Below are 5,623 nucleotides of genomic sequence, written 5' to 3' on the forward strand. Positions count from 1 at the left end.
GGAGCGAGTTCTGAACGATCAGCGGTCTTCTCCGATGCCTCCGGGCTCAAACCTCGCGACGGTGTGCGGCTGGCTGGAGTCAAGGTCGGTTATGTGACGGCGATCGACCTGAAAGGGGCCACGGCGGTCGTTCATTTCCAACTGAACGACGACATCACGATCACATCGAAAACCACCGCCGCCGTGCGTTATCAGAATCTTCTCGGACAGCGATATGTCGAATTGATCGGTGCGGAACAGGGAAAAACACAGGGGGCACTCACACAGGTGGCGCTCGACAAGACCATTCCCTCATTTGATGTGTCCACCTTGTTCAACGGATTCAAGCCGGTGTTCGACACGCTTAATGCCGACGAGATCAATGAACTGCAGTCCAATTTATTGCGCGTTGCTCAAGGTGATGGAAGGGGCATATCGCCTGTTCTGAAGCAGATCGCCAACATCACCGCCTACGGGAACCAGCGGTCTGAGATCATCACGAATATTGTGACGAGTCTCGGCCAGGTCTCCGACCAGCTCGAAGGCCGCTCGGCGGAGATGGTCGAACTCGTCGACAAGCTGGGATCGATCGTCGACGCCTTCAGCCGCGTGAGTGACCGGCTGCGAGAGTCGCTACGCGAGGTCAACCGGTCCATGTCGAAGACGGTCCTCACCGGCGAGCAACTCGAGTCAACGTACGACCAGAGTTTCGCGACGATCTATCAGCGTCTGGCGCGAGAACCCGGGGAATTAGAGGGTCTACTCAACGGTGCGGTACTGCTCAAGCCCCTTATGGACTCGCTCACCGCTGCGACGAACTCCACGCCGAGCGAGGCGCAATGTTCGAAAGGTCTCCTGCCCCTGCCGGATACAGCGCAGATTGCGCTTATGGGGCAACGATTGGTGGTGTGTAAGTGAGGTTGTTCAATCGAAATCGATCGCATCACCAGCCCGAACGCAGACGCGACCTCATCGTCGCCGGTGTGGTGGTGGTGACCGTGGTGGTCGGTCTGGTCATCGCCGGGGCCGTGTATATCGCACCGCCCGGTCAAAAGGTGTACTCGGCCCATCTGGTCAACACCGGCGGGCTGGAGTCGGGTGATCAGGTGCGTATAGCGGGGATAAGACAAGGGAAGGTGTCGTCGGTGGACCTCACGGGAACGGTTATCACAGTCAAATTTCGACTCGACGACTCGGTGTCAGTCCGTTCGGATGCTACCGCAGCGGTTCGCCTGATCACGCCGATCGGCGGGCGAGTTCTCGATCTGGACCCAGGGTCAGGACCGACCGCGCTGTCGGGGGCCATCCCCCTTGTTCAGACATCGAGTACCTACGACATCTCCAACACGCTCGAGACGACGACGCCGGTGTTCCGTGATGTGAACGGCGTCGATCTCCGTCAAACTGCGGCGCTGCTGCAGAATGCGTTCTCCGACGGCAACACAAACATTCCCGACGCACTGAGGAACACCAGCAGTCTGATGGACCTCCTAGAGCGACAGTACGGTCAGCTCGACAAAACGGTCGCTCTATCGGATGAATACGTCAAAGCTTTCGCCGACCAAAAACAGGTGCTAGTCGACTTTCTCCGTCAACTCAGCTTCCTGGCCAGGACGCTGGGACCTGATATCCAGAACGTCCGCGGCGGGTTCGACTATCTCAGGCGTCTGTTCAAACTCCTGACGAGGCCGCTCGTGGCGTACCGCGATGGCATCGAACCGTCCGTGCAACAGTTCAAGACGCTCCTGGACAAGGTGTCGACAGAGATGCCGGGCTACTCCAATGCCCTGACACAGATCGATCAGATCACTCAGCGCCTCGGCGTCCTCCTCCAGGCGCCGGTCGGTGCGCCGGCCACCACAGAACCAGAGGTTCGTGTGTGCATTCCGAGTGGTGACGACAAATGCTGACCACCTGGGTCCGAAGACTGCTGCTCCTGATCGCCGTGGTGGTGGTGGTCATCGCTGGTATCGGGATAGGCCGGACAGCGTCCGACGACACGCGCGCCCTATGCGCAGAGTTCACCGATGCATCGGGCCTCTTCGAAGGCAACGCAGTCGCCATGCTCGGCAAGAAGGTGGGCAGCGTCGTCGGGGTGCACCAGAATAAAGGTCAGTCCGGTGTGAGGATCGACATGCGGGTCGACAAGAGCGTGCCGCTGCCCGCCGACGTCGGCGCGACTCTGGTGTCGACATCCATCGTGACCGAACGTCAGATCGAGTTCACCAAGCCGTACTCCGGTGGAGCCCGATACGAGACGAATCAGTGCATTCCGTTGAGTAAGACCAGAACCCCGCTGGGAATCAGTCAGACGCTCGACTCGATCAGCGACTTGTCCGAGGACCTGGTCAAGGACAACGGCAGAAACACCGACGCCATCCTGCAGTCCCTCAAGCTCGTTTCCCGCAATCTGGAAGGGACCCAGGGTGACGTGGCCGGGATCATCAAGGACTCTGCCACGCTCATCAACGACCCGGCCAAGCGGGATGGACAGGTTCGCAGGATCGTCGGGAACCTCGCAACACTGACGGGGGTGGCAACCGAGAACGACAAAGAGGTGACCGCCCTCTTCGACAACTTCGTGGGCGCCATCAATGTCATCATCGCGTTCGGCCAGACGTTCGGCGCGGCAGTCGAGTACGCGGGGACGTTCGTACCGATCCTCTCGCGGCTCGCAACGGATTTCGGGCCCCCAATATTCGCGATCGGTGATGCTGCCGTTCCGCTCATCGCCGGCATGGGAGAGCAGCCGGACATGGTGGCAGCGGTCGCAGCCCGCACGGCAGACCTCATCATGAAACACCCCGATGCCAAGTCGATCGTGCGGGCGTTCGCAGTGTCGCTGCCTTTGCGAAGCCTCGTCAGTGGCTGCGCCGCGCCGGCGGCAAACGGCGTCTGCGGGCCCGGCGATGCATCAAGGACGATCGCCGGGATGATGGGGGGAGGGGCCTGATGATCTCAGTCAACCGCGCACGCCTCGGACCCCTGGTGATCGCACTGATGGCAGCGATGGTGTTCGTGACATCGTGTGGGATCAACGCCGACAATCCGCCGACCATAGGAACCTCCGACGGCAACGGCTACGACATCCAGATGGAGTTCACCAGCGCACTCAACCTGCCGGCCCTCGCAAAAGTCCTCTCAGAGGGGCTCAGCGTCGGAACCGTCGAGAATGTCACGTACGAGAACGGGCATGCAGTCGTCAAAGCTCGCATCGATAACAAGACTCAGCTGCCGGCCGAATCGCGAGCCGAGCTGCGTCAAGACACTCTCCTTGGTGAAATCTACGTTTCCATCCTTCCCCCAGCCGAGCCGTCGACGGGTGCCTTGCTGCGGTCGGGTTCGGTGATCCCGCTGGCACGGACCGAGCCGGCAGCAAATGTCGAGGACGTCATGCGTGGGATGGCGAATGTCCTCGGCGGCGGTGAACTCGACAAGATCCACACCGCGATCTCGACATTGAACACCGCGTTCCCCAAGGATCCGCAGGAATTCGACGCCCTGTATCGGACAACGCTGGAGACCGTTTCGGAGGTCTCCTCGAACACTGACAAGCTCGACGTGGTGTTGAGGTCGGCTGATCGGACTCTGAAGGTGATTTTGGCTGATCCGTCGGGAATCGACCGGATGCTGACTAAGGGCGGAACCAACTTCTATGGCCTCGGCTACTCCCTGATCGACGTCGCGTTACTCATCGCCAACTTGCGTACATTTGCTACGGCCGCGGGCAGGATCGTGGATCCGGAGTACTCACGCATCAAGGAGTCGGTGGCCGCGATCGCCCCGGTGATCGCGTCGATCGCCAACTCCGACATTTACTCGAAGTCCGTCACGGAGCAGGCAACGCGCGTCATCCGCGACAAACTCATTCCATTCGTGGGGTCGCCGGACATCAACCTCTCGGACATCTCCATCGATGGTCGGGACCTGGCGCGGCGTGACGCCGAATCGTTCATTACCGTGTTGAAATCGATCGGAATGATGCCGTGAACCGCAGCAGCAGCACGCTCATATCGATGGTGGCTTTGGCCGTCGTGTTCGTCGTAGGGCTCGGCTACCTCGTCGTCGGCGTGGCACGCGTCAACCCCACCCGCTCCGAGTACTCGTTAACCGCCTTCATCGACAGCTCAGGCGGTCTACTGGACACGTCGCCGGTGATGGTGCGGGGGATACCCGTCGGAAAAGTGGCCTCCATCAACGTCGTGGATTCGGCACTTAAGGTCGAGATGGCGATCGATTCCGATCACAAGATCCCCCAGGACAGCGTGATGTCGATCCAGAATCTGTCGATCGCGGGGGAACAGTACATCAACTTCGTGCCCACGGGCACGGCCACCGGCGGGTACTTCCACAACGGAGATGTGGTGCCCGCGGACGCGGTGCACGTGTCGCAATCGGTGCCCCAGGTGTTGCCGAAGATGGCTGCAGTGGCAGATGGACTCGACCCGGCATCGATCGAGTCCATCAACAAGACCGTCGCCGAGGCCGTCGCAGGACGGCAGGAAGACCTCGACACGATCGGCGACATGATGCACCGTCTAGTCGATTTCGTCGGCAAAGATGGGTCCGTCCGGGTGACCGCGGACAACGCCGAGTTCCTGCTCGGCCTCATGTCCAATGTCGGGGACGTCCTCAGTACGGCAGCTGTGCGCACCCCTGACGCCGTAAACGGACTGGCGCGCATTCAACGGGCGTTCATCGAGTTCACAACCACCTCGTACGACAAGTGGCCTCCCGTGTTGAAGCTTGTGGAAAAGCTCAGTGGCTATATCCAGATCCTGCAGCCGGATCTGCTGACGATCACCCGGGCGGTGAAACCGGCGACCGCGAAGGTCGCGGACACCTACGTCGACTTCGGGTCGATCGGCGACCTCCTCGCCCGAACCTTCCCGACGTCGCGACCAGGTCGCGCCGAGGTCCCCATCACCGTGTCGCAATCACCAAGATGACGGCTTGTCCGCAAGCGACTGTCACCAGCAAGTACACAGAAGGCCCCAGATGACAAATGACGAGCAGACCAAACCGCCTACTGAGGCCACTGAGGTCGAGGGCGGTGTGGCAGCAGCGACGACGGATGGCGATCTGCTGGTGGACGAGAACGCCAAAACCGCTTCCGTAGCCGCGACGGGGGTTGACGACAGCGACGTCGACTCCCCCTCGCCGAGTGGGCGTCGCTGGTCAGTATGGCCGCGATCACGTGCTGCCGTGGTCGTTTCGGCCGTGATCGTGGTGCTCGCTGTGCTGGTCGGCGTGTTCGCCTACCTCTACCTCGAGGCCGACGACGCGAAGTCGGTATTGGAAAATGACGCCGCGCAACGGGCTGCGGCGGCGGAGGCCGCCTCGGATTACACGACCAAGTCCCTGACCTACAGCTATCAGAACACCGACGCCTTTTTTGCGGCGGTCAAGGAGAACGCAGGTGAGGCGCTCGTCAAGCGTTACGACGAGGTTCGACCGACGCTGACGCAGATCATGCAGCAGGCCCAGGTGCAGGCGTCGGGACGCGTGCTGGCCACCAGCGTCACCGGTGACACCGACGGCGAGTACACGGTGATGGTCTTCGCGAGCCAGAAGACGCAGAACGTGCAGAACCCGCAACCGAGTGAACTGCCGACGTTGTTGAAGGTGGTCGTGTCGAAAACGG

Annotated in this window: 6 protein-coding genes; all 6 read left to right on the forward strand. The window is 61.0% G+C overall.

Translation table 11 applies throughout. From position 1 onward, the window contains the following. Positions 1–897, forward strand: an 897-nt coding sequence (locus tag GM1_RS21040) for an MlaD family protein (RefSeq protein ID WP_008382271.1), incomplete at its 5' end; no start/stop codon positions are given. Beyond that, entirely contained in the window at positions 894–1,889 is a 996-nt protein-coding gene (locus GM1_RS21045) for an MlaD family protein (protein ID WP_040520950.1), read from the forward strand. The genes GM1_RS21040 and GM1_RS21045, both read left to right, overlap by 4 nt. After that, on the forward strand, positions 1,883–2,932 hold the full coding sequence (locus tag GM1_RS21050) for an MlaD family protein (RefSeq protein ID WP_008382273.1): 1,050 nt from the start codon (positions 1,883–1,885) through the stop codon (positions 2,930–2,932). The genes GM1_RS21045 and GM1_RS21050 overlap by 7 nt, the downstream gene beginning before the upstream one ends. Further along, positions 2,932–3,969, forward strand: coding sequence for an MlaD family protein (locus GM1_RS21055; RefSeq protein WP_008382274.1), 1,038 nt, complete (start codon positions 2,932–2,934; stop codon positions 3,967–3,969). The genes GM1_RS21050 and GM1_RS21055 overlap by 1 nt, the downstream gene beginning before the upstream one ends. Before the next feature lie 26 nt (positions 3,970–3,995). Continuing rightward, the gene (locus tag GM1_RS21060; RefSeq protein ID WP_008382275.1) at positions 3,996–4,928 is read left to right on the forward strand and encodes an MlaD family protein; all 933 of its coding nucleotides are present in this window, start codon (positions 3,996–3,998) and stop codon (positions 4,926–4,928) included. A 4-nt stretch (positions 4,929–4,932) separates the two neighbouring features. Continuing rightward, the coding region (locus GM1_RS23060; protein WP_244874797.1) for a hypothetical protein at positions 4,933–5,623 on the forward strand (691 nt) is incomplete at its 3' end.

The sequence above is a fragment of the Gordonia malaquae NBRC 108250 genome, assembly GCF_000344135.1.
In the GTDB taxonomy this organism is placed as follows: Bacteria; Actinomycetota; Actinomycetes; order Mycobacteriales; family Mycobacteriaceae; genus Gordonia; species Gordonia malaquae.